The 22,517-nt window shown below is 59.8% G+C and carries 22 protein-coding genes and 1 pseudogene; 9 read left to right on the forward strand and 14 right to left on the reverse strand.

Going from position 1 to position 22,517, the window contains the following annotated elements; all coding sequences use genetic code 11:
• The gene (locus tag GXB78_RS12165; protein ID WP_095181385.1) at nt 1-630 is read left to right on the forward strand and encodes a glutathione S-transferase; all 630 of its coding nucleotides are present in this window, start codon (nt 1-3) and stop codon (nt 628-630) included.
• 181 nt (nt 631-811) lie between these two features.
• On the opposite strand, the gene creD is transcribed toward GXB78_RS12165, so the two are convergent.
• From creD to rloA2, 4 genes are all read right to left on the reverse strand, one after another.
• Nucleotides 812-2,179 (reverse strand): cell envelope integrity protein CreD, encoded by a 1,368-nt coding sequence (gene creD, locus GXB78_RS12170; protein WP_329515568.1) that lies wholly within the window; start codon nt 2,177-2,179, stop codon nt 812-814.
• A gap of 232 nt (nt 2,180-2,411) precedes the next feature.
• Nucleotides 2,412-3,830, reverse strand: coding sequence for a two-component system sensor histidine kinase CreC (creC, locus tag GXB78_RS12175; protein WP_329515569.1), 1,419 nt, complete (start codon nt 3,828-3,830; stop codon nt 2,412-2,414).
• Nucleotides 3,830-4,510 (reverse strand): two-component system response regulator CreB, encoded by a 681-nt coding sequence (gene creB / locus GXB78_RS12180; protein ID WP_329515570.1) that lies wholly within the window; start codon nt 4,508-4,510, stop codon nt 3,830-3,832. The genes creC and creB overlap by 1 nt, the downstream gene beginning before the upstream one ends.
• 69 nt (nt 4,511-4,579) lie before the next feature.
• Nucleotides 4,580-5,086 (reverse strand): retropepsin-like aspartic peptidase RloA2, encoded by a 507-nt coding sequence (gene rloA2, locus GXB78_RS12185; RefSeq protein ID WP_016772839.1) that lies wholly within the window; start codon nt 5,084-5,086, stop codon nt 4,580-4,582.
• 279 nt (nt 5,087-5,365) lie between these two features.
• Here rloA2 and GXB78_RS12190 point away from each other — a divergent pair, with 279 nt between their 5' ends.
• The gene (locus GXB78_RS12190) at nt 5,366-6,253 is read left to right on the forward strand and encodes an acyltransferase (RefSeq protein ID WP_329515571.1); all 888 of its coding nucleotides are present in this window, start codon (nt 5,366-5,368) and stop codon (nt 6,251-6,253) included.
• Between the two features lies 1 nt (nt 6,254).
• Here the strand turns inward: GXB78_RS12190 and GXB78_RS12195 are convergent, their stop codons facing one another.
• A complete protein-coding gene (locus tag GXB78_RS12195; RefSeq protein WP_329515572.1) occupies nt 6,255-6,818 on the reverse strand; it encodes a DUF2780 domain-containing protein in 564 nt (187 codons plus the stop codon).
• 312 nt (nt 6,819-7,130) lie between these two features.
• On the opposite strand from GXB78_RS12195, the gene GXB78_RS12200 reads away from it, so the two are divergent.
• On the forward strand, nt 7,131-7,607 hold the full coding sequence (locus GXB78_RS12200; RefSeq protein ID WP_329515573.1) for a hypothetical protein: 477 nt from the start codon (nt 7,131-7,133) through the stop codon (nt 7,605-7,607).
• 74 nt (nt 7,608-7,681) lie between these two features.
• Here GXB78_RS12200 and GXB78_RS12205 read toward each other — a convergent pair.
• A pseudogene (locus GXB78_RS12205) lies at nt 7,682-7,828 on the reverse strand (formaldehyde dehydrogenase, glutathione-independent); the annotation flags it as partial.
• Between the two features lie 217 nt (nt 7,829-8,045).
• Between GXB78_RS12205 and GXB78_RS12210 the strand changes: the two are divergent.
• Entirely contained in the window at nt 8,046-8,270 is a 225-nt protein-coding gene (locus tag GXB78_RS12210; protein WP_329515574.1) for a hypothetical protein, read from the forward strand.
• A 36-nt stretch (nt 8,271-8,306) separates the two neighbouring features.
• Nucleotides 8,307-8,519, forward strand: coding sequence for a cold-shock protein (locus GXB78_RS12215; protein ID WP_329515575.1), 213 nt, complete (start codon nt 8,307-8,309; stop codon nt 8,517-8,519).
• An 84-nt stretch (nt 8,520-8,603) separates the two neighbouring features.
• Here GXB78_RS12215 and fdhA read toward each other — a convergent pair whose 3' ends face one another.
• From fdhA to GXB78_RS12255, 8 genes are all read right to left on the reverse strand, one after another.
• Complete coding sequence (fdhA, locus tag GXB78_RS12220; protein WP_016772834.1) at nt 8,604-9,803, reverse strand: formaldehyde dehydrogenase, glutathione-independent; 1,200 nt, start codon at nt 9,801-9,803, stop codon at nt 8,604-8,606.
• A gap of 126 nt (nt 9,804-9,929) precedes the next feature.
• Entirely contained in the window at nt 9,930-10,787 is an 858-nt protein-coding gene (gene purU, locus GXB78_RS12225) for a formyltetrahydrofolate deformylase (protein ID WP_285419260.1), read from the reverse strand.
• 249 nt (nt 10,788-11,036) lie between these two features.
• Complete coding sequence (locus tag GXB78_RS12230; protein WP_016772832.1) at nt 11,037-11,669, reverse strand: sarcosine oxidase subunit gamma; 633 nt, start codon at nt 11,667-11,669, stop codon at nt 11,037-11,039.
• Nucleotides 11,670-11,811: 142 nt separating this feature from the next.
• The gene (locus GXB78_RS12235; protein WP_329515576.1) at nt 11,812-14,829 is read right to left on the reverse strand and encodes a sarcosine oxidase subunit alpha; all 3,018 of its coding nucleotides are present in this window, start codon (nt 14,827-14,829) and stop codon (nt 11,812-11,814) included.
• Complete coding sequence (locus GXB78_RS12240) at nt 14,826-15,155, reverse strand: sarcosine oxidase subunit delta (RefSeq protein ID WP_064365313.1); 330 nt, start codon at nt 15,153-15,155, stop codon at nt 14,826-14,828. Before GXB78_RS12240 ends, GXB78_RS12235 begins: the two co-directional genes overlap by 4 nt.
• 14 nt (nt 15,156-15,169) lie before the next feature.
• Nucleotides 15,170-16,420: a sarcosine oxidase subunit beta gene (locus GXB78_RS12245; RefSeq protein ID WP_016772829.1), complete on the reverse strand. Its 1,251-nt coding sequence runs from the start codon at nt 16,418-16,420 to the stop codon at nt 15,170-15,172.
• Nucleotides 16,421-16,441: 21 nt separating this feature from the next.
• On the reverse strand, nt 16,442-17,695 hold the full coding sequence (gene glyA, locus GXB78_RS12250; protein WP_042606644.1) for a serine hydroxymethyltransferase: 1,254 nt from the start codon (nt 17,693-17,695) through the stop codon (nt 16,442-16,444).
• A 285-nt stretch (nt 17,696-17,980) separates the two neighbouring features.
• A complete protein-coding gene (locus GXB78_RS12255; protein ID WP_329515577.1) occupies nt 17,981-18,691 on the reverse strand; it encodes a TraX family protein in 711 nt (236 codons plus the stop codon).
• A 126-nt stretch (nt 18,692-18,817) separates the two neighbouring features.
• On the opposite strand from GXB78_RS12255, the gene GXB78_RS12260 reads away from it, so the two are divergent.
• The 4 genes from GXB78_RS12260 to GXB78_RS12275 all read left to right on the forward strand — a co-directional run bounded on the left by GXB78_RS12260 (nt 18,818) and on the right by GXB78_RS12275 (nt 22,490).
• Nucleotides 18,818-19,858 carry a threonine aldolase family protein gene (locus tag GXB78_RS12260; RefSeq protein WP_016772826.1) on the forward strand — a complete coding sequence of 347 codons (1,041 nt, stop codon included), beginning with the start codon at nt 18,818-18,820 and terminating at the stop codon, nt 19,856-19,858.
• Nucleotides 19,859-20,017: 159 nt separating this feature from the next.
• A complete protein-coding gene (locus GXB78_RS12265; protein WP_329515578.1) occupies nt 20,018-20,503 on the forward strand; it encodes an Hcp family type VI secretion system effector in 486 nt (161 codons plus the stop codon).
• Nucleotides 20,500-21,963, forward strand: coding sequence for a hypothetical protein (locus GXB78_RS12270; protein WP_329515579.1), 1,464 nt, complete (start codon nt 20,500-20,502; stop codon nt 21,961-21,963). Before GXB78_RS12265 ends, GXB78_RS12270 begins: the two co-directional genes overlap by 4 nt.
• A 71-nt stretch (nt 21,964-22,034) precedes the next feature.
• Nucleotides 22,035-22,490, forward strand: coding sequence for a hypothetical protein (locus tag GXB78_RS12275; protein ID WP_329515580.1), 456 nt, complete (start codon nt 22,035-22,037; stop codon nt 22,488-22,490).
• Nucleotides 22,491-22,517 lie beyond the last annotated feature (27 nt).

Here is a 22,517-nt window from a genome sequence, read left to right on the forward strand (position 1 = left end):
ATGTCCGCCCCCAGCATGACCCTGTACCACAACACCCTGTCGCCCTTCGTCCGCAAGGTCATGGTGCTGCTGCACGAAACCGGTCAGCAGGATCGTGTCGCGCTTCAAGACTGCGTGCTCAGCCCGGTAAGCCCGAACCCGGCGCTGATCGCCGACAACCCGTTGAGCAAGATCCCCGCCCTGCGCCTGGCCGACGGCAATGTCATCCATGATAGCCGCGTCATCCTTGAGTACCTCGACCAGCAGCATGTCGGCAATCCGCTGATCCCCCGCGAAGGCGCGGCGCGCTGGCGGCGGTTGACCCTCGCGTCGATGGCCGACGGGATCATGGATGCCTCGGTGATGGTGCGTTATGAAACCGTCCTGCGCCCGGTGGAAAAACACTGGGACGAATGGCTCGACGCCCAGCGCGACAAGATCCGCCGCGCCCTCGCCGTGCTCGAGAACGAAGCGATTGCCGAGCTGACCAGCCATTTCGATGTTGCGGCGATCAGCGTGGCCTGCGCGCTGGGCTATCTGGACCTGCGCTTCCCGGACATGGACTGGCGCGCGGCCAATCCGCAACTGGCCAACTGGTATTTTGAAGTGAGTCAGCGACCGTCCATGGTTGCGACAATGCCCAAGCCTTAAAGCTGCGCTGCCTGTTCCGGCCTCTTCGCGAGCAGGCTCGCTCCCACAGGATGGATGCCATACCCGAATCCCTTGTGGGAGCGAGCCTGCTCGCGAATGCACCACCTCGGTTCTGGCGGCAGCGCTGCAAAAATCAGCGTCAGCAACACCGCTACTTCCCTGCGCTCAGCTCTCAACCCGCTCATCCCATCGCCTCCACATCAAATTCCAGCGGCCTGGCCGGTTTCAAACCAATCCCGTACCAATCCAGTTTGCGCGTCAGCACCATGAACACCCCGAGCAGACCGAACAACATCAGCGAGCCCATCAGCAGCGCGTAATCCTCAGCGCTGAGCAAGCCGTAGAGCAGGCCATACAGCGCCGCCAGCCCCGCCGAAAAACTCAAGCCATGCCGCGCGCTGCGCAGAACGTGGCTGACGTAGAAACCGATCAGCAACACACAGCCACTCGCCGACAACAGGTACGCCAAAGCAAAACCGATGTGTTCCGACAGTGACAACAGCAGCAGGTAAAAGAACGCCAGCGCAACACCGACCAGAGCATATTGCACCGGGTGCACCGCCAGGCTCTTGAGCACTTCGAAGAGGAAGAAACCGGCGAATGTCAGGACGATGAACAGCAGCGCGTATTTGATCGCCCGATCGCTTTTCAGGTACTGATCCACCGGATCAATGAAGCTCACGCCGAAGCTGCGCCCGTTGAGTGCGTCACAGTCGCCAGCGACACAACGCTCCATTGCCTCTTGCAGGTTGGTGGAGAAAAACGAGGTCTGCCAATCGGCGCTGAAACCCTGATCGTTGATCTCGCGCTTGGCCGGCAGGAAGTTGCCGACGAAGCTGGGGTGCGGCCAGTTGGCGGCGAGGCTGACGCTGCTGGTCTTGCCCACCGGCACCACCCGCAGCGAGCCGGTGCCTTGCAGGCGCAGGTCGAAACCGAAGGTCAGTTGCGTGGCTTTGCTGGCGTCGAATGCCGGCAGCATTACATGCACGCCCTCACCGATCCACGCCACTTCACTGCCTGGCACGAAGTCCAGTTGCTGGCCGCCGTGCTCGAGTTTCAGCGCGTTTTCGATGCCGCGAATATCGCTGATACCCACAGCGAGAAACGGCGCGTCGAATTGGTAATCGGCAAAGTTTTCCTTGATGCCCAACTGTGCCGGCAGGGAAAAATGCCCGTCGATGCGATTGTCGGCATGGAACAACCGCGCCTCGTAAATACCGCGTTTGCGCAGTTCGGTCTGCACCTGGCCGTCGAGCTCGAAACGCTCCGGCAGAAAGTACAAACGCCCGCGCGTCTCGCTGATGTCCTCGTAGCGCTTGTTGGTTTTTTCGTTGGTCTTCCAGGTGCGCACAATCTTGCGATACGGCACCACCATCACCGGCCCGGTCAGTTGCTGGCTGTAACTGGAACTGCGGGCGATGTCTTCGAGCACACCGTCGCGCAGTTGCTGACGCTCATCGATGATGCCGTCGATCATCAGCAACGGGATCAGCAACAGCAGGATCAGCAAGGCGATCGCGCCGAGTTTGATGGTCAGATTCTTGTGCATGGGACTCTCCCTGTTTGGATGGGAAGAGTCTGGTGATGCGGTGTGGAGGGAGTGTGGGGGAAATATGGAGATTGTGTGGAAACACATGCCCTGTGGCGAGGGAGCTTGCTCCCGCTCGGCGACGCAGTCGTCGCAACCTGTGTCGGTAATACACCGGAATAAACCGAAGTTTATGGATTGGGGGCTGCTTCGCAGCCCAGCGGGAGCAAGCTCCCTCGCCACAGGGATCAGTTCAAGGCAGGCGCAACGCTACCTCAACGCCATTTTCGACATTGCCAATGCGCATCACCCCACCATGCAACTTGACCACTTCCTCAACGAAGTTCAGCCCCAGCCCAGTGCTCTTGCGCCCGCTGTCCGGGCGCGGCAACGAGTAGAAGCGTTCGGTCAGGCGCGGCAAGGCGTAATCGGGGATCGGCGTGGTCTGGTTGAACAGGCGAAACTCGACCTGCTCGCCAACCCGCTCGGCACTCAGGCGCAACTGACCTTGCACGGGTGTGAAATCCATTGCGTTTTCCAGCAGATTGCCCAAGGCCTGACGGAGCAGAAACGGCTCGCCAATCAGCAGCAGATCCTCGCCGATCGCTTGCTCGACACGCAGTTGTTTGCCCTCGATCCGCGCTGCCTGCGCCTTGAGCAGTTCTGCGACCAACGCCGCCAGCGGCACTGCCACCCGTTCATCCAGCCCTTGGCGTTGTTCGACCTGCGCAAGATTGAGCAAACGCTCGATCAACTGCTGCATCCGCGCGCTTTCGCTGTCGATGTTGCCGACAAAGCGCAAACGCTGGACTGGCGGCATATCGCTTTGCAGCAACTCCGCCGCGCCCCGAATCGCCGCCAGCGGACTCTTCAATTCATGGGTCAGGGTGTGCACATAGCGCTCGACGTAGGCCTTGCCTTCGAGCTGCGTGCGCATCTGTTCGACCGCCGTGGCCAGTTGCTCCAGCTCGCCACCACGATAATGCGGCACTTCCACGCGCCGGCCTTCGCTCACCGCTTGGGCATAACCGGTCAAACGGTGCAGCGCACGACTCAGCCACCATGAGAGCAAGGCGCCGAACAGCAGGCCGAGGCCGATCAGTCCGGCGCCGTAAAACAGCAAGCGCCGCTCGGTGCGATCGACATAGGGCTGGAGCGAGCTGTTGGGCTTGGCCACGGTAACCACGCCGATGATCTTGCCGTTGTCGCGGATCGGCGCACCAACATGCATCACCGAGGAGCTCGGATCGTCAGGATCGCTACGGCTGGAGCGCGCGCCGTACTCGCCGCGCAGGGTCAGGTAGACGTCGTTCCAGCGCGAATAATCCTGGCCGATCGCGACGCCGCTGGAGTCGAGCACGACGATGCCTTTGGCGTCGGTGACGTAGATGCGATGGTTGACCTGATTCTTCGGCAAGCCCCAGATCGTCGCTTGCGGCTGCCGCTCGCCATAGGCACGGAGCAATTGCGGCCAGCGGTTCTCGCTGAGGGTGCCGGCCTTGAAATCGTCGCGCAGGATCTCCGCCATGAGGTTGGCGGTATCCACCAGGGTCTCTTCGGTGGACTGGCGCACGCCGGGGCGGATTTCCTCCATCACCGTGTTGAGCACGAAATAACCGGTGAGGCCGACAAACAGCACGTACACCAAGAAGATCCGCAGGCCCAACGACATCAGCTGTGCCCCGGGCTGTAGCTGTAACCGAGGCCGCGATGGGTCTGAATCGGCTCGGCCTCGGCGCGCACCAGGCGCAACTTGGCACGCAAGCTTTTGATGTGGCTGTCGATGCTGCGCTCGTAACCGGCATCAGCGGCCACGCCCAGTGCATCGAGCAATTGCTCGCGGCTGAACACTCGCTCGGGTTGCTCAAGCAGGCATTGCAGCAGACGAAATTCATGGCGGGTCAGGCTCAGCGGCTGGCCGCGATAGCTGATCTGCACGCGTTCGGCATCGATGCGAAACAGCGTTGCGCCTGCTTCCACGGTTGGGCGCGGCGCCATGCGTTTGAGGATGGCTTTGACCCGCGCCGCCACTTCGCGCGGACTGAATGGCTTGACCACATAGTCGTCGGCGCCGATCTCAAGGCCGACCACGCGGTCGATCTCGGCATCGCGAGCGCTGAGGAACAGCACCGGCACTTCCGTGAAGCGCCGCAGCTGTTTGCAGGTTTCGAAGCCACTGATGTCCGGCAAGCCGATATCGAGAATGATCAGGTCGGCCGGGGTTTGCCGCTGATGCTCCAGCGCCGCCACGCCGAGGCTCAGCCACGTGGTGCTGAAGCCCTCGCCCTGCAAGGCAAAAATCAGCGTGTCGGCAATGGCCGCTTCGTCTTCGACAATCAGGATGTGCGGCATGGCGTCCGAGCCTGTGGCAGATAATCCGCGAACGGTGCCCCAAGCCCGGGGTTACGTCAATCAGACCACTTAGCAGTCAGGCTTGTCGGCGGTATAGCGCCGCGCCGGATTGACCGCTGCACCGAACTCGCGCAAGGCCTTGGCGCCGATCAGCAGCGGGTAGTTGAAGTGGCTGCGGTCGGTCAGGTTGACCTCCACGGTGCGTTTGACGTTGCCCAGGCACAGTTCCAGATCGACCACCGGGCGCTTGGCGACATCGCTGCTGTCGCGCTCTTCATCATCCTCGTCGGAACGGCTTTTGATCTTGCTGATGCGCGCGACCTTGTGTTCGAAAACCTTGTTGCTGGCGTCCTTGGTGGCGAGGCGGAAACGCACCCAGTCTTCGCCGTCGCGGGTGAAGGTCTCGATGTCCTTGGCCGACAGCGAGGCGGTCAGCGCGCCAGTGTCCATCTTGGCCTTGAGCACTTCGCCGCCGATTTCCGGCAGCGCGATGTATTCGTAGCGACCGTACAGCGTCGGCTCCGCGGCCATGACCGGCAGCGCGACGAGGGCAAACAGAGCAAGGAGGGATTTCACGTAAGGGGCTTCCTTGGAAATTGAGGGCGGCGGACTGGGATTTTAGACACGCGCCAAGTTAATCGTTCGCTTCTCGGCCCCTTCGCGAGCAGGCTCGCTCCCACATTTGAAATGCATTCCCCTGTGGGAGCGAGCCTGCTCGCGAAGAGGCCAGTGCATTCAGATCCAATCTTGAGCGAAGCATACCCGGCGAAAAGTGAAACATTCGTCAGCACCGATTTGGCCTGTCGCGCGAAGCTGCTTATCATGGCCCGCCCCTGCCACTTCATAGAGTTGCTTATGCGCCGCCTGCTCACCGGCTGTTTCGTCACCCTGCTGCTGTTGCTCAACACCCTGATCCTGATCGGGCCGTTGATGGTGTTTGCCCTGCTCAAACTGGTCGCACCCGGGCGCTGGCGTGACTACGCATCGGGGGCGGTGATGTGGATCGCCGAGACCTGGGCCGAGATCGACAAGCTGATCTTCCGGCTGTGCATTCCGACCCAGTGGGACATTCGCGGCGGCGACGATCTACGCCGCGACACGTCATATCTGGTGGTCAGCAACCATCAATCGTGGGTGGATATTCCGGCACTGATCCAGACCCTCAACCGGCGCACGCCGTTCTTCAAGTTCTTCCTGAAGAAAGAGCTGATCTGGGTGCCCTTTCTCGGGCTGGCGTGGTGGGCGCTGGATTACCCGTTCATGAAGCGCTACACCAAGGCCTTTCTGGCGAAGAATCCGGAACTGGCGGGCAAGGATCTGGAAATCACCAAAGCCGCTTGCGAGCTGTTCAAGCGCCAGCCGGTAACGGTGGTGAATTATCTGGAAGGCACCCGCTACACCCTGGCGAAAAGCACCCAGCAGAAATCACCGTTCAGCCATCTGCTCAAACCCAAGGCCGGCGGTGTGGCGTTCGTGCTGGCGGCGATGGGTGAACAGCTCGACGCGATGCTCGATGTGACGGTGGTGTATCCGCAGGAAAAGATTCCGGGCTTCTGGGACCTGATCAGCGGCAATGTGCCGCGGGTGATCATCGACATCAGGACCCGCGAACTCGACCCCGCACTGTGGCAGGGCGATTACGAAAAAGATCCGGCGTTTCGCCAGCGCGTCCAGAACTGGGTCAACCAGCTCTGGATCGAGAAGGATCAGCGCATCGCCAAGCTGCGTAACGAGCGCCGCTGACTCAAGTGCCGGTGCCGGCGCCGATGCCCCAGATGTTGCCGAGGCTGCTCAACAGCGAACCGCCGACGCCCTGCTGACCGAGGTATTGCAGGAGCACCGGGGCAAACTGGCCGATCATGCCGCTGTCCATGCCCAGCGCGCTGAACGCGTTGTTCAGGTCGTTGCTGTCTTTGACATTGCCCAGCGCATTTTCCAGGCCCGCAGATTTGCCGGACGAACCGAGCAACGCCCCCAGCGCCGCCAGATTGCCGCTGCCACCGGACAACTTGTCGATGCCCGGCACTTCCTTGGCCAGTTGCGAGTAGTCAGTGCTACTCAACTGATTCTTCGCCAACCCGAGCATTGCACTGGTGCCACCAACGGCCTGCTCCGGCGTGACGTCCAGCGCACTCAGGGCACTCAACAGACCAGCGGTCTCCGAGGTCGGCGCCGCAGCGGCCGCCTTGTCACCACCCTGCATCCCCGCTACCGCACCGGCCACGTCGTTCAGAGTGAAACCGGCAAACACCGGCCCGGCGGCCAGGGTCAGGAGCGATGCCAGGGCAAAACCGCGTGAAATCTTCATTCAGACATCCTCTTTCACTGTGAAAACTACCCGTTCAATGGGCAGTAAAAACTGCCGGTTTGACCGGGTATCCGCCGGCATGTTCCGGCGCTGCACATCCATTTTCATACTGCTTGCGTATATAAAACGTGAAATCCCGACACCCTCGCGATGAATGGCACAACCCCTACACCAATCTTTTTGGTTCAACTGCTTATTAAAATTAACTCTGTTTATTTCGAACGGAGCTATAAAACTGTCAGATATGACAGTAGGCGACCAACTTCTAACCAGCCAAGATTGCTGCTCCCAGCGTGTAATGGAGAACAGATAATGAAACTGAAAATTGCCGCTACCGTTCTTGGCTTGGCAGCGATGAATAATATTTATGCAGCACAATGCCCAGAGGTCTCACAAATATCCCAGAAAGCGCAAGCCGATGGTGGTTTCGAATACAAAGCTCCCTTCTCAAAAGTGGGCAAGAAGCTGGAGTGGATTGGCGGAGATAAATGGAATAATGAAAGCGATAAGGAAAAATTCGCCTTCACATCAGTGCGTATCCAGCCAGAAATTATTGATAAGGCGGACCCGAAAAAATCCAAGGTATGGGCCGTGATTTGTCGCTATGAAGGGCAAGGTGTGGGTAATGAAGAGGCCAATGTGACAATGGTGCTCAAACCAGGAAAAAAAGTTAAAACAGACTCTCCCAACTGGGGTAAACCGTCAAAAGACAGTTCCAGCACTGCACCTGTAGGCAAGTTGGATTGTGTGGCAGAAGATCCAGCCGAATGTGCGTTCAAACTCAACTGAAACTTTGGGCATACATTAGCAGCAAGATTAAAAACGGCGACCCCGAGGTCGCCGTTTTGTATTGCGCTTAAGCGTTACGCCGCACTGAACAACTTATGCGGATCAATCACAAACTTCTTCGGCACGCCCGCATCGAACTCGCCGTAACCTTCCGGCGCCTGATCGAGGCTGATCACTTGCACGCCCACCACTTCTGCAATGTTGATGCGGTCCCACCTGATCGTAGTGAAGCGGTATAACTGGAGGTGACTGCCCAGCTCCAAGCAAAGTCGCTTATTTCCAGACTTCATAGCCCCGTCCCCGGTCAATCCAAACAAGTCCAAAAGACTGTCAGACCTGACAGGTGTTCAAATGTCAGTGTTGGCATACGCTGTTGGTGTATCAACGGTCTGAAAAAAGCGAGGTACAACCAACGATCATTCAACGGGAGATACGGAGATGGAAGAGCAGTGCAGTCCGCGCGATCAACTGTTCGAATCAGATGTCCCGCCGATCATCTTTTGCATCAGCCCGGACGATCCGATCATCAAACACATCAAAGAGGGGCAGAAGGTGACCTATGATCTTATGCGTGGTGATAACGGCCAGTTGTATGCCGTCGGTATCAGACTGGCTCAAGACGAGGACATAGCCAGACCGGCTCGGTTCTCTGTGCTTTTGTAATGCGTCACTCAATCAATCGAAGCGGGAAGCACGAACATGTCAGGCAGAACTACAGGTACCGTCAAATGGTTCAACGATGAAAAAGGTTTTGGCTTTATTACCCCGCAGGGTGGAGGCGATGATCTTTTCGTTCATTTCAAATCAATCGAGAGCGACGGTTTCACATCGCTCAAAGAAGGGCAGACCGTTTCTTTTGTCGCTGCAAAAGGAGCGAAAGGAATGGAAGCCAAGGAAGTGCGGGCCGAGTAGTGAAACGTTGAACGGACTTCCCGGAAGTCTGGAACCAATATGAAAACGGCGACCCATAGTCGCCGTTTTTTATTCCCTCATTGCTTACGCCGCACTGAACAACTTATGCGGATCAATCACAAACTTCTTCGGCACGCCCGCATCGAACTCGCCGTAACCTTCCGGCGCCTGATCGAGGCTGATCACTTGCACGCCCACCACTTCTGCAATGTTGATGCGGTCCCACATGATCGCCTGCATCAGTTGACGGTTGTACTTCATCACTGGAGTCTGCCCAGTGTGGAAGCTGTGGGATTTGGCCCAACCGAGACCGAAGCGGATGCTCAGGCTGCCCATTTTCGCGGCAGCGTCGACGGCGCCCGGATCTTCGGTGACGTACAGGCCCGGGATACCGATCTTGCCGGCAACGCGCACCACGCCCATCAGTGAGTTGAGCACCGTGGCCGGGGCTTCGGCCTTGACGCCGTCGTGGCCGTGGCCGCGTGCTTCGAAACCGACGCAGTCCACTGCGCAGTCGACTTCCGGCTCGCCCAGCAGAGCAGCGATCTGTTCGTGCAGCGGGGTGTCCTTGGACAGGTCGACGACTTCGAAGCCCTGGGCCTTGGCGTGGGCCAGGCGGATGGTGTTGACGTCGCCGACGATCACCACCGCAGCACCGAGCAAACGTGCGGAAGCGGCAGCGGCCAGACCGACCGGACCGGCGCCGGCGATGTAAACGCTGCTGCCCGGGCCAACGCCGGCAGTGACGGCGCCGTGGTAACCGGTCGGGAGGATGTCGGAGAGGCAGGTCAGGTCGCGGATTTTCTCCATGGCCTTGTCGCGGTCCGGCAGTTTCAGCAAGTTGAAGTCGGCGTACGGCACCAGCACGTATTCAGCCTGGCCGCCGGTCCAGTCGCCCATGTCGACGTAGCCGTAAGCGCCACCGGCACGGGCCGGGTTGACGGTCAGGCAGACACCGGTGTGTTGCTCTTTGCAGGAACGGCAGCGCCCGCAAGCCACGTTGAACGGAACGGAAACCAGGTCGCCGATCTTCAGGTTCTCGACATCAGAGCCCTTTTCGATCACCTCACCGGTGATTTCGTGGCCCAGTACCAGACCGGTCTGCGCCGTGGTCCGGCCGCGCACCATGTGCTGGTCGGAGCCGCAGATGTTGGTGGAAACCACTTTGAGAATGACCCCGTGCTCGATCTTGCGACCGCGCGGGTCCTGCATTTTCGGGTAGTCGATTTTCTGTACTTCGACCTTGCCAGCGCCGAGATACACCACACCACGATTGCCAGACATGCCATCACCTCTATATTTGTTGTTGGGGAGAGAGTTGATTGAGCTTCAAGCGGCAAGCTACAAGCCGCAAGAAGTGTGCTGACCGCTTTTTCTTGCGGCTTGAAGCTTGAAGCTTGGAGCTTGAAGCTAAAGAACGACTGTTCTGTTGGCGTTAAGAAACACTCGTCGCTCAATGTGATACCCAACCGCCCGCGCCAGCGTCAGGCCTTCGATATCGCGCCCCTTGGCGATCAGATCCTCGGGGTAATGACTGTGATCCACCGCTTCGACGCCCTGGGCGATGATCGGCCCCTCGTCGAGGTCGTTGTTGATGTAATGCGCCGTCGCGCCCACCAGCTTCACGCCCTTGTTGTAGGCCTGGTGATAGGGCTTGGCGCCCTTGAAGCCCGGCAGCAACGAGTGATGAATGTTGATCGCCTTGCCGTCGAGCTTGCGGCACAGCTCCGGCGACAGCACCTGCATGTAGCGGGCGAGGATCACCAGTTCGGCACCGGCCTCTTCGATCACCTGCCAGACCTGACGCTCCTGCGCCGGTTTGTCATTGGGGTCGAGAGGGAAATGGTAGTAGGGAATCTGGTGCCAGTCGGCCAGCGGCTTGAGATCCGGATGATTGGACACCACCGCTGCCACGTCCATCGACAACTGGCCGATGCGCTGGCGGTAGAGCAAGTCGTTGAGGCAGTGATCGGCCTTGGACACCATGATCACCACTTTCGGCCGGTAGTTCGGCGCGGTCAACTCGAACACCATGCCAAAGGCCTGACCGCGCTCGGCGAGGCCTGCGCGAAAGGATTGCTCGTCGAAACCGTCGGGCTGGCGGAATTCCACGCGAATGAAGAAACGCCCGGAGAGGCGATCATCGAACGAGTGGTGCTCGGTGACGTAACAGCCCTGCTCGAACAGAAAACGCGTCACCGCGTCCACCGTGCCGAGGACGCTGGGGCAGTCGGCGGTCAGAATCCATGTGTCTGGGGCGCGGCTCATGGTGCGGTGACTCCTGTTCTTTGTGCGGGGTGTCAGGGTTTTCCCCTCACCCTAGCCCTCTCCCAGAGGGAGAGGGGACTGACCGAGGTGTTCTCTCGAGCTACGCCGACCTGAAATACCGAGCCGAACTCAAGCTCAGGAAAAGCTATCGCGAGCCAGACTCGGCTGTTGAAATCGCCCGAGATCGGCTCCCTTTCCCCCTCTCCCCCCTGGGGGAGAGGGCTGGGGTGAGGGGGTGGCTTTTGATCTTCAGGCCTGAACGCTCAACCCGTACTCAGCCGAAGCATCCTGCAACCACAACCACCAGTAATCCGAGAAGCTGCGACGGATCAGCAGTTCCCAGGTGTCTTCAGCGGTATGACGAATCATCAGCTGCGACTTGGCGAACACCGTGCCGACCGCTTTGCCGACCGGAAAGTTGTTCGGGTGCACGTCGTAGCTGGTGGATTTCATCAGCACCTGACGCACGTTTGGCCCGCTCAGTTCGAGGATCTGCTGGCCGCCGCTGACGTTGACGATGGCAATGTGCAGATCGCCCAGCGCTTCACGCAGTTTCTGCTCGGCGGCGAATTCTTCGCCGCTGGGCACGATCAGCAGCCACTCATCCGGGCCCATCCATTGCAGGCTGGTTTCGCCTTTGACGATCACGCTCAGAGCGCCGGGCAATTCAATGCCCAGGGCTTTGTGCACACCGGCAGCGAACGCCGCATCGTGGCCATCGCCACGAATGGTCAGGTGGCCGAGGAGTTTCTTTTCCCGCACGATCACGCCGGCGTTCTTGCGGCCCTTGCCGACTAGACTGGCAAGGTCGGCATGGTGCAGCGACGACTCGGCACGGGCACCGGTGGTCGGGCGTTGTTGGTACACGTTGGCTGTGGTCATAAAGCACCTTCTGAATGCTGTTGGTTCCTGTGGTGGCTGTGCCGCCGCCTTCTCGAGCAGGCTCGCTCCCACAGGGGAACGCGATCGAATGTGGGAGCGAGCCCGCTCGCGAATAGCCGCCCGCCCACCGCTCCCGAGGTTGTCAGATGTTCTGGCGATCACCCTTCGGATCGAAGAACACCGAAGAAACGATTTCCGCCTCGATCACGCTGCCATCGGCCAGCGGTGCGAACACTCGCTCGCCCATGCGCTTGAGACCGCCCTTGACCACACCCATGGCAAACGAATAACCGAGGGAGTTGTGTGCGTAGCTCGAGGTCACGTGGCCGACCATGGTCATCGGGATCGCCTGCTTGGTGTTGAACACCAGTTGCGCGCCCTCCGGCAGCCACTTGGTCGGATCGATCGGCTTGAGGCCCACCAGTTGTTTGCGCTGATCCTTGACGCAGTCTTCACGGTTCATGCCGCGCTGGCCGATCCACGAGAACGGTTTGGTGCGACCGACACACCAACCCATGTTCAGGTCATCCGGGGTCATCGAGCCGTCGGTGTCCTGGCCGACGATGATGAACCCCTTCTCGGCACGCAGCACGTGCATGGTTTCGGTGCCGTACGGCGTCAGGTTGTACTGCTTGCCGGCCTCGACGATTTTCTCCAGCACGCCCATCGCGTAGTCGGCCTGCACGTTGACTTCGTACGACAGCTCACCGGTGAACGAGATACGGAACACCCGCGCCGGCACATCACCGACCAGACCTTCTTTCCAGGTCATGAACGGGAAGGCTTCGTTGCTCAGATCAATGTCGGTCACGGCGCTGAGCAGCTTGCGGCTGTTCGGCCCGGACAGGGTCATGGTCGCCCAGTGGTCGGTGACCGAAGTGAAGTACACCTTCAGGTCCGGCCATTCGGTCTGGTGGTACAGCTCCAGCCACTGCAGTACGCGCGCGGCGCCGCCGGTGGTGGTGGTCATGACGAAATGGTTGTCGGCCAGGCAAGCCGTCACACCGTCGTCGAAGACCATGCCGTCTTCCTTGCACATCAGACCGTAGCGGGCCTTGCCCACGTCGAGCTTGGTCCAGGCGTTGGTGTACACGCGGTTGAGAAACTCGCGGGCATCCGGGCCCTGGATGTCGATCTTGCCGAGGGTCGAGGCGTCGAGCAGGCCGACGCTGTCGCGCACGGCTTTGCATTCACGCTTGACCGCCGCATGCAGGTCTTCGCCGTTTTTCGGGAAGTACCACGGGCGCTTCCATTGACCGACGTCTTCAAACTCTGCGCCGTTCTTCACGTGCCAGGCATGCAGCGCGGTGTAGCGCACCGGTTCGAAGATGTGCCCACAGTGACGACCGGCCACGGCGCCGAAGGTCACCGGCGTGTAGTTCGGGCGGAACATGGTGGTGCCCATCTGCGGGATGGTCACGTTCAGCGAGCGGGCGGCAATCGCCAGACCGTTGACGTTGCCGAGCTTGCCCTGATCGGTGCCGAAGCCCAGCGCGGTGTAGCGTTTGACGTGCTCGACCGACTCGAAACCTTCGCGGGTCGCCAGTTCGATGCCGCCGGCAGTGACGTCGTTCTGGAAGTCGACAAATTGCTTCGGTGCGCGCGCCGAGTTCTTCTCGTGCGGTACCTGGAACAGCGCCAGGGTCGGCTCTTCGAGACGGCTCAGGGCTTTCGGCAACACGCCTTCAACGGTCTGGAAACCGGCTTCGGCAGCAGCGCGCACGCCGCCTTCAAAACCGTCGGCCAGCGAATCGCCAAGCGCGTAGACGCCATTGATGCCACCGACACACACGCGTTTCTGCGGTGCTTCGCCCGGTACGAAACCGAGAATGTCTTCACGCCAGACCGGTTTGCCGCCCAAGTGCGAAGCCAGGTGAACCACCGGGCTGTAACCGCCGGAGCTGGCAACCAGGTCGCAGTCGAGCCACTCGCCTGGGCTAGTCACAGCGTGTGCCTTGACGTCAATCGCAGCGACGCGGGCAGCGCTGACACGCTTGCTGCCACGCACTTCGATGACGGCGCTGCCGGTGAGGATGCGAATGCCTTTGGCGCGCGCTTCTTCGACCAATGCACCGCGCGGATTGCTGCGGGCGTCAGCGATGGCGACCACTTGCAGACTGGCATCGAGCCAATCCAGAGCGACGCGATAGGCGTGATCGTTGTTGGTGCTGAGGACAAGCTTCTTGCCCGGCGCCACGCCATAGCGACGTACATAAGTCGACACCGCACCAGCGAGCATGTTGCCCGGCACGTCGTTGTTGCCGTAGACCAACGGACGCTCGTGGGCGCCGGTCGCCAGTACCACACGCTTGGCGCGGACACGGTGAATACGCTGACGCACCTGACCGATCGGCGCACGGTCACCGAGGTGATCGGTGAGGCGTTCGTGAATGGTCAGGAAGTTGTGGTCGTGGTAACCGTTGACCGTGGCGCGCGGCAACAGCAGCACGTCCGGGGTGTTCTTCAATTCAGCGATGACACTGGCCACCCACTCCATCGCCGGTTTGCCGTCGAGGCTTTCGCGCGAGTCAAGCAGGCTGCCGCCGAACTCTTCCTGCTCATCGGCCAGGATCACGCGGGCACCGCTGCGCGCAGCGGCCAGGGCAGCGGCGAGACCGGCCGGGCCGGCGCCGACGATCAGCACGTCGCAGTGCTGGTTCATGTAGTCGTAGGTGTCCGGATCGTTCTCGGTCGGCGAACGGCCGAGGCCGGCAGCCTTGCGGATGTACTTCTCGTAAGTCATCCAGAACGATTGCGGGTACATGAAGGTTTTGTAGTAGAAACCCGGCGGCATCAGCTTGCCGCCGACCTTGCCGAGAATGCCCATCATGTCGTTGTTGACGCTCGGCCAGCCGTTGGTGCTGGTCGCAACGAGGCCCTGATACAACGCCTGTTGCGTGGCGCGCACGTTGGGAATCTGCGTGGCTTCAGTGGCACCGATCTGCAGCACCGCGTTCGGCTCTTCGGAACCGGCGGCAAAGATCCCGCGAGGGCGCGAATACTTGAAGCTGCGGCCGATGATGTCGACGCCGTTGGCGATCAGGGCAGCAGCCAGCGAGTCGCCTTCATAGCCTTTGTAGGTCTGGCCGTTGAAGGTGAAGCTCAGCACTTTGTTGCGGTCGATCCGTCCACCGTTGGACAGGCGATTGGTCTGGCTCATACCTTCTCTCCCAGCGCCGTCGAGGCTGTTTTCGCAGTGCCAGCCTTGTCGGTGAATTGCGGCTTCTCGCCGATCTTGTAGCTCTCGAGAATCTCGTAGGTCACGGTATCGCGAGTGACGTTGAAGTACTGGCGGCAACCGGCAACGTGGTCCCACAACTCATGGTGCAGACCGCGCGGGTTATCGCGGAAAAACATGTAGTCGCCCCACTCTTCATCGGTGCAGGCGTTCGGATCCAGCGGCCGCGGGATGTGCGCCTGGCCGGATGCATGGAATTCCTCTTCGGAGCGCAGTTCGCCGCAGTGAGGACAGAAGATGTGCAACATAGGGATTTCTCCTGTTAGTGGGCGACGGCAGCAGCGCCGTGTTCGTCGATCAGAGCGCCGTTGTGGAAACGGTCGATGGAAAACGGTGCGGCCAAGGGGTGCATTTCACCCTTGGCGAGGCTTGCGGCAAACACGTTGCCCGAACCCGGTGTGGCCTTGAAGCCACCGGTGCCCCAACCGCAGTTGAAGAACATGTTCGGGACCGGCGTTTTCGAGATGATCGGGCAGGCATCCGGGGTGGTGTCGACGATGCCGCCCCACTGGCGGTTCATGCGTACGCGGGACAGCACCGGGAACATCTCGACGATGGCCTGGATAGTGTGTTCGATCACCGGGTACGAACCACGCTGGCCGTAGCCGTTGTAGCCGTCGATACCGGCGCCGATCACCAGGTCGCCCTTGTCGGACTGGCTGATGTAACCGTGCACGGCGTTGGACATGATCACGCTGTCGATAATCGGCTTGATCGGTTCGGACACCAGCGCTTGCAGCGGGTGGGATTCGATCGGCAGGCGGAAACCGGCAAGCTTGGCCATGTGCCCGGAGTTACCGGCCGTCACCACGCCGACGCGCTTGGCGCCGATGAAACCCTTGTTGGTTTCGACGCCGATGCACACGCCGTTTTCCTTGCGGAAACCGATCACCTCGGTCTGCTGGATCAGGTCCACACCGAGGGCATCGGCGGCACGCGCGAAGCCCCAGGCCACGGCATCGTGACGGGCGACGCCACCGCGACGCTGCACGGTCGCGCCCATGATCGGATAGCGGGTGTTCTTCGAGCAGTCCAGGTACGGAATCTCGTCCGCAACCTGCTTGGCGTCGAGCAGTTCACCGTCGACGCCGTTGAGGCGGTTGGCGCTGACCCGACGTTCCGAATCACGGATGTCCTGCAGGGTGTGGCACAGGTTGTAGACGCCACGCTGGGAGAACATCACGTTGTAGTTGAGGTCCTGCGACAGGCCTTCCCACAATTTCATCGCATGTTCGTACAAGTGCGCCGACTCGTCCCACAGGTAGTTGGAACGCACGATGGTGGTGTTGCGCGCGGTGTTACCGCCGCCCAGCCAGCCCTTCTCGACCACGGCGACATTGGTAATGCCGTGCTCCTTGGCCAGATAGTAGGCCGTCGCCAGGCCGTGCCCGCCGCCACCGACGATGACCACGTCGTAGACTTTTTTCGGCGTGGGCGTGCGCCACATGCGCTGCCAGTTTTCGTGGTGGCTGAGCGAGTGTTTGAACAGGCCGAAGCCGGAATAGCGTTGCATAGTCATTACTCCAGAACCGACTCAGCGATAAACCGGGAAGTCTGCGCACAGGGCCGAGACCTGCTGGGCGACATTGGCCTCGACATCGGCGTCGCCGAGGTTGTCGAGGATGTCGCAGATCCAGCCGGCGAGGGTTTCGCACTGGCTGACCTTGAAGCCGCGCGTGGTCACCGCTGGGGTACCGATGCGCAGGCCCGAGGTCACGAACGGCGACTGCGGGTCGTTCGGCACGGCATTCTTGTTCACAGTGATGTGGGCACGGCCCAGCGCGGCGTCGGCGTCTTTGCCGGTCAGGCCCTGACGGATCAGGCTGACCAGGAACAGATGGTTGTCGGTACCGCCGGAGACAACATCGTAGCCACGCTTGATGAACACGCTTGCCATCGCCTGGGCGTTGTCGATCACTTGTTGCTGATAAGCCTTGAAGCCAGGCTCCAGCGCCTCCTTGAAGCACACCGCTTTACCGGCGATGACGTGCATCAGCGGGCCGCCCTGGGCGCCGGGGAATACCGCGGCGTTGAGCTTCTTCTCGATCTCTTCGTTGGACTTGGCCAGGATCAGCCCGCCACGCGGACCGCGCAGGGTCTTGTGCGTAGTGGTGGTGACCACATCGGCGTACGGCAGCGGGTTCGGGTACAGGCCTGCAGCGACCAGACCGGCGACGTGGGCCATGTCGACGAACAGCAGCGCACCGACCTTGTCGGCGATCTGACGGAAGCGCGGGAAGTCCAGAGTCTTCGAGTAAGCGGAGAAACCGGCAACGATCATTTTCGGTTTGCACTCGACGGCCAGACGCTCGACTTCGTCGTAGTCGATCAACCCGGTGTCGGTGTTGATGCCGTACTGCACGGCGTTATAGAGCTTGCCCGAGGACGACACTTTCGCGCCGTGGGTCAGGTGACCACCGTGAGCCAGGCTCATGCCGAGAATGGTGTCGCCCGGCTGGATCAGCGCCAGGTACACGGCGCTGTTGGCCGAGGAGCCGGAGTGCGGCTGAACGTTGGCGTAATCGGCGCCGAACAATTGCTTGGCGCGCTCGATGGCCAGTGCCTCGACTTTATCGACGTGCTCGCAGCCACCGTAGTAGCGCTTGCCCGGATAGCCTTCGGCGTATTTGTTGGTCAGGCCGCTGCCTTGCGCTTCCATCACGCGCTTGCTGGTGTAGTTCTCCGACGCGATCAGCTCGATGTGATCTTCCTGACGTTGCTCCTCGGCATTCATCGCCGCCAGCAGTGCATCGTCGTAACCCTGGATCTGGTCTTGCTTGCTGAACATCGCGTCTCTCCCAGCGGCATCTGTGCGCCATTCGTCTCGGTAAGGCACTGGCAACGATGGCAGTGCCCTTTGATGCGATGGTATGACCGGCGCAGACAGCTCAAATGCCTGCGGACGCCACGCAAAGGTGCGTTTACGACATGGCTGGAAATGACTGGCCGGACGTATCTCCTCGAACCCCTGGAGATCCCTGTGGGAGCGAGCCTGCTCGCGAAGAGGCCGGCACATCCGACATAGAAGTTGGCTGACAGACCGCTTTCGCGAGCAGGCTCGCTCCCACAGGGGTTATATGTATGCCGCGCGGATGGCGAGCAGCAGGAAAAAATGCATGGGATAAAGCGCATACGCCCAGCGCCGCATCGGTGGTGGCTGTAGATGTCGCCCATGTCGCAACAAGAACATTCCCAGCATCGGCGCAAACACACACGTCGCCAGGCCGAGAATCGCCACGCTGTTGCCGAACCGCGCCGATTCGAGCAGCACTTGCCATTGGTTCGCTGCCAGACAAACCAGCCCGGGCAACAGACTGAGATACCACGGCCGGCGAAAGACCGGCAGCATCGCCAGCGGCAGGAGCACGCCGAAGAAACCGAACATCAGTCGATCTGCAACAAACGTCGCGACCACCAGCGCGGCCAGTGCGAGCAATCGCGACACCGCCGCAGAATCCTGCCAGCCCCGCGCTACCAGCAGCCCCAGCGCCAGAGTCGGCAGCACATTCAAGGTGTCAGGCTCGGGTATGTACAAGCGATAGGGAATTTCGCTGATGGCGCTGAACAACAACAGCCAGCCCAGATAGCGCCATTCCATTTTCCGCGAACCGTCACGCGCCAGATTCGCCGCCATCGCCAGGCAAAACCACGGAAACGCCAGCCGCCCCGGCACATACAGCCAGTCGGCGGAGAAGCCGACATATCGCAGGTGATCGAGCAACATGCTCAGCAGCGCCAGCCACTTGAGCAGATCCAGGGCACCGTCGCGTTGGCTCAGGTGCATAATCGGCCCATAAACTGGTAATTTTCTGCACCCGACATCACGTGTGCTCCCCGGAAGATCTTCGGTAAAGTGCGCATCTTCATTGACCACGAGCCTTCACAAGAGTCTCGATTACGGAAGCCGGCCATGACCGACAAGAGCCAACAATTCGCCAGCGACAACTATTCCGGTATCTGCCCGGAAGCCTGGGCCGCCATGGAGCAGGCCAACCACGGCCACCAGCGCGCGTATGGCGACGATGAATGGACCGCGCGCGCGGCCGATCATTTCCGCAAACTGTTCGAAACCGACTGCGAAGTGTTCTTCGCCTTCAACGGCACCGCCGCCAACTCGCTGGCCCTGTCGTCGCTGTGCCAGAGTTACCACAGCGTGATCTGCTCGGAAACCGCCCACGTCGAAACCGACGAATGTGGCGCTCCGGAATTTTTCTCCAACGGCTCGAAGCTGCTGATCGCCGGCACTGAAAACGGCAAGATCACCCCGCAGTCGATCCGCGAAGTCGCGCTCAAGCGCCAGGACATCCACTACCCGAAACCGCGCGTGGTGACGCTGACTCAAGCCACTGAAGTCGGCAGCGTCTACACCCCGGAAGAAGTCCGCGCCATCAGCGCGACCTGCAAGGAGCTCGGCCTGCACCTGCACATGGACGGCGCACGCTTCTCCAACGCCTGCGCGTTCCTTGGCTGCTCACCCGCCGACCTGACCTGGAAGGCCGGCGTCGACGTGCTGTGTTTCGGCGGCACCAAGAACGGCATGGCGGTGGGTGAAGCGATCCTGTTCTTCAACCACAAACTGGCCGAAGACTTCGATTACCGCTGCAAGCAGGCCGGGCAACTGGCGTCGAAAATGCGCTTCCTGTCGGCACCGTGGGTCGGCATTCTGGAAAACGACGCCTGGCTCAAATACGCCCGCCACGCCAACCACTGCGCGCAACTGCTGGCGGAGCTGGTCAGCGACATTCCCGGCGTCGAGCTGATGTTCCCGGTGCAGGCCAACGGCGTATTCCTGCAACTGTCCGAGCCGGCCATCGCCGCGCTGACTGCAAAGAACTGGCGCTTCTACACCTTCATCGGCAAGGGCGGCGCACGTTTCATGTGCTCGTGGGACACCGAAGAAGAACGCGTGCGCGAACTGGCCCGCGATATTCGCGAAGTAATGTCGGCCTGATTACCCTCCCGGGCTGCACTCCCATGCTCAGCACGGGAATGCAGCCCAGAGGCTGCTTGTCCCAGACCTGCATTTTCAGAATCGGACTACACCAAGGCCTACAGAAAGCATAAAAATCCCGCCATAGACTGCCCGCTCCCGATTCAAGGAGCGCACGCGATGGCAATTCCCGGCTACATGACGATCACGGGCAAGACCCAAGGGCTGATTTCGGCAGGCTGCTCAACGCCTGATTCGGTCGGCAACAGATATCAGGCGGCACACACCGATGAAATCATGGTGCTGTCGTACAGTCACAACCTCGCCAACCTCGACAACTCGCACCGAGCCACCCACCTGCCGGTCATTGTCACCAAAGTCGTCGACAAATCATCACCGCTGCTGGCCCAGGCACTGGCCAACCGTGAAGAGATCGACTGCAAGATCAACTTCTACCGAACCTCCCCTCAGGGTCAGCAGGAAAAATATTTTTCTGTCTCGATCGACGGCGCGGTGCTCACCGAACTGAACCTGGATATGCCCCACGTCATTCTGCACAACGACGCTGAACCTCAAGAGCAGGTCGCCATTCGTTATCGTGGCATCAGTTGGGTACATCACCTCGCCGGGACCAGCGGCCATGCCTCGTGGGGCGAAGAAGGTTGAGCGATCAGCGCCATGGCCTCAGCGACGTTCGACACGTTGCCGGCAAGCTGCTCGCACAGGCACAGATAGTCGGCTCACGTCATCTTGCATTCGGCAGTACGCGCGTGCAGTTCAATCAGGACATCGCGCGCTTCGCCAAGGGCATTACCGATGATGTCGCCAGCGGCCGCCTTTCAGCGGACGTGGGCCTTGACGCCCTGGCAAAGGAACAGCGCCATCTTCTGAACCAATCCAGATCTCTGGTGCGCGGCATCAAAGGCGTCATTCCTGAAACGGTGAAAAAACGCCCGTTATCGATGCTCAGGCAGCATCCCTCGCGCTCCGATCCAGACAGGTTGCTGCGCGCGATTCATCAACAGAACCTCAGAGTGGCGCGCCTGGACACCAGCAACAACGCTGGGGCCCACCCTGTCGACGACTTGAAGTTCTTCCCCAGCGAACACTGGCCGCAAGAACGTCCAGCCCCACCGGAGCCGGGTTTTTACGTCGTGCCGAAAAGCATTGTCGCCGAGAAGCTCGAGGCACAGCTTTTTCCCTCTGCCAACCCGAATGTCATCGCTAAATTCAGGAGCTTGAATCCGAACGCGGACATGATTAAAGCCGGTTCGATGATCGTGCTGAGCGATCCTGGCAATCAACAATGCACATACGAAGAAGCATTGCTGATGCAGACCGCACGTTTTGTCAGTGCGACGCTGGAATCGCTGACCGTGGAAGAAGCGGATTTCATGGCGCAGCACTATGGCGTGATCCAGACCGCACTCGCCTATGAATCAAAAGTGATCGGGGTCGTCACGGCCATGGCAGCCAATCATCTGGATGGCATAAAAAATGTCCTCGCAGATCTTGAGAAGTTGCATGTCCCTACGCTGGACGCAAAAGGCAGCGTGAACTCGAAGCAGTTCAAAAAACAACGTGCGCAGTTGCTGAAAAAACTGGACGTCCATCTCGACCAGTTCACGCGGCAAAGCATTGGTCTCCCGGATCACCCTAGCCTCAAGACGGCTCTCGGCATCGATCATCCTCACCTTGTGCATCGCTGGAGAAAGGCTGGCGGCATCGGCCAGAACCCAGGTTATGCCACGCATATTCGGGCTATCAGCCAAGCGTCACAGTACGTCAGATATGGCGGCTGGATCGGCACAGCAGTAGGTGGTGGCGCCTCGGCCTTGAAGGTGCAGGATGTGTGCCTGCATGGGAATACCGCGGCGTGTGAAAAGGTGAAATTCACTGAAACCGGAAGCTTTATGGGTGGCATGGTTGGGGGAGCAATCAGCAGTCGCATCTTGACTGCGCCAGTAGCAGCGAAAATTTGTCTGGGAATAGGCGTTCCGACAGGAGGAGTTGGCACCCTGGTCTGCGGTGCAGTAGCGGTGGGCGTCGGATCTCTTGCAGCGGTAATAATAGGAGAAACAATCGGCGAAGATGCTGCTGAGATAATTTACCAAGACACGAGATAAGTCGCCTGATCAAACATTGCAATGACCCGAATAGCGAACACCCCAAGCGAAAATAAATAGCGCCTTCCTTTATGAAGCCACGAACCAAAATATGCAAAACATGCAGCGCAAAAAATAAAAAGACAGTATTCCAATGTCATGCTTGTGGCAGCAGGTTTCAAAAACGCCTGCCGCAGCCAAGAAAATGGTTTGCCCTCACACCAAGAAGGCGCGGGCTTCTAATATGCGACCTGATGACCATGGGCTTGTTTATCGTTGCCGTTCGGGCAATTTACAAACAAAGCATTCAGATACCTTACAGAATTCAGAGAAAAACTCAGTGGTACGAATTCAACGGACTGGAAATAGCAGCCCCCTTGTCAGCAATGTTTATGCTTGCGGTTTTGATGATGACTTTTTCAATCATCATTGGAGACCAAGGCAAACATTTCAATTCACAGCCATTTGATCGGATCTTGATTTTCAGCTTCATCACAACTCCACTGCTTTATTTCAGCGCGTCTTTTTTTGGGCACCCCGTCCAGTAGCTCTGGCACCTATAACTGATAAAACTT

The sequence above is a fragment of the Pseudomonas moraviensis subsp. stanleyae genome, assembly GCF_036283065.1.
In the GTDB taxonomy this organism is placed as follows: domain Bacteria; phylum Pseudomonadota; class Gammaproteobacteria; order Pseudomonadales; family Pseudomonadaceae; genus Aquipseudomonas; species Aquipseudomonas stanleyae.

What these genes read in the sequence shown, in the direction of transcription:
- GXB78_RS12275 (WP_329515580.1), top strand. Translation starts at nt 22,035, where the DNA reads ATGAAGCCACGAACCAAAATATGCAAAACATGCAGCGCAAAAAATAAA.
- purU (WP_285419260.1), bottom strand. Translation starts at nt 10,787, where the DNA reads ATGAGCCGCGCCCCAGACACATGGATTCTGACCGCCGACTGCCCCAGC.
- GXB78_RS12200 (WP_329515573.1), top strand. Translation starts at nt 7,131, where the DNA reads ATGAAACTGAAAATTGCCGCTACCGTTCTTGGCTTGGCAGCGATGAAT.
- GXB78_RS12195 (WP_329515572.1), bottom strand. Translation starts at nt 6,818, where the DNA reads ATGAAGATTTCACGCGGTTTTGCCCTGGCATCGCTCCTGACCCTGGCC.
- GXB78_RS12165 (WP_095181385.1), top strand. Translation starts at nt 1, where the DNA reads ATGTCCGCCCCCAGCATGACCCTGTACCACAACACCCTGTCGCCCTTC.
- GXB78_RS12255 (WP_329515577.1), bottom strand. Translation starts at nt 18,691, where the DNA reads ATGCACCTGAGCCAACGCGACGGTGCCCTGGATCTGCTCAAGTGGCTG.
- creD (WP_329515568.1), bottom strand. Translation starts at nt 2,179, where the DNA reads ATGCACAAGAATCTGACCATCAAACTCGGCGCGATCGCCTTGCTGATC.
- GXB78_RS12235 (WP_329515576.1), bottom strand. Translation starts at nt 14,829, where the DNA reads ATGAGCCAGACCAATCGCCTGTCCAACGGTGGACGGATCGACCGCAAC.
- GXB78_RS12265 (WP_329515578.1), top strand. Translation starts at nt 20,018, where the DNA reads ATGGCAATTCCCGGCTACATGACGATCACGGGCAAGACCCAAGGGCTG.
- GXB78_RS12245 (WP_016772829.1), bottom strand. Translation starts at nt 16,420, where the DNA reads ATGCAACGCTATTCCGGCTTCGGCCTGTTCAAACACTCGCTCAGCCAC.
- GXB78_RS12240 (WP_064365313.1), bottom strand. Translation starts at nt 15,155, where the DNA reads ATGTTGCACATCTTCTGTCCTCACTGCGGCGAACTGCGCTCCGAAGAG.
- creB (WP_329515570.1), bottom strand. Translation starts at nt 4,510, where the DNA reads ATGCCGCACATCCTGATTGTCGAAGACGAAGCGGCCATTGCCGACACG.
- GXB78_RS12210 (WP_329515574.1), top strand. Translation starts at nt 8,046, where the DNA reads ATGGAAGAGCAGTGCAGTCCGCGCGATCAACTGTTCGAATCAGATGTC.
- creC (WP_329515569.1), bottom strand. Translation starts at nt 3,830, where the DNA reads ATGTCGTTGGGCCTGCGGATCTTCTTGGTGTACGTGCTGTTTGTCGGC.
- GXB78_RS12215 (WP_329515575.1), top strand. Translation starts at nt 8,307, where the DNA reads ATGTCAGGCAGAACTACAGGTACCGTCAAATGGTTCAACGATGAAAAA.
- GXB78_RS12230 (WP_016772832.1), bottom strand. Translation starts at nt 11,669, where the DNA reads ATGACCACAGCCAACGTGTACCAACAACGCCCGACCACCGGTGCCCGT.
- GXB78_RS12260 (WP_016772826.1), top strand. Translation starts at nt 18,818, where the DNA reads ATGACCGACAAGAGCCAACAATTCGCCAGCGACAACTATTCCGGTATC.
- GXB78_RS12190 (WP_329515571.1), top strand. Translation starts at nt 5,366, where the DNA reads ATGCGCCGCCTGCTCACCGGCTGTTTCGTCACCCTGCTGCTGTTGCTC.
- fdhA (WP_016772834.1), bottom strand. Translation starts at nt 9,803, where the DNA reads ATGTCTGGCAATCGTGGTGTGGTGTATCTCGGCGCTGGCAAGGTCGAA.
- glyA (WP_042606644.1), bottom strand. Translation starts at nt 17,695, where the DNA reads ATGTTCAGCAAGCAAGACCAGATCCAGGGTTACGACGATGCACTGCTG.